The 214-nt window shown below is 62.6% G+C and carries 1 pseudogene; it reads right to left on the reverse strand.

Going from position 1 to position 214, the window contains the following annotated elements:
• Positions 1-214: pseudogene (locus tag EXE44_RS19855) on the reverse strand (ABC transporter ATP-binding protein); the annotation flags it as partial.

Below are 214 nucleotides of genomic sequence, written 5' to 3' on the forward strand. Positions count from 1 at the left end.
GTTCGCGTCGAGCGTGTCGTCGCCGACGGTGGCGTCGAAGAAGTTCATCGAGGGCGACCCGATGAAACCGGCGACGAACCTGTTCGCCGGCTGGTTGTAGCAGGTCAGCGGCGGCGCGATCTGCTGGAGTTCGCCCTTGTTGAGCACGGCGATGCGGTCCGACATCGTCATCGCTTCCGCCTGGTTTTGCGTGACGTAGATGATCGTCGTGTCT

Source organism: Halorubrum sp. SS7 (assembly GCF_005435055.1).
Lineage (GTDB): Archaea > Halobacteriota > Halobacteria > Halobacteriales > Haloferacaceae > Halorubrum > Halorubrum salinarum.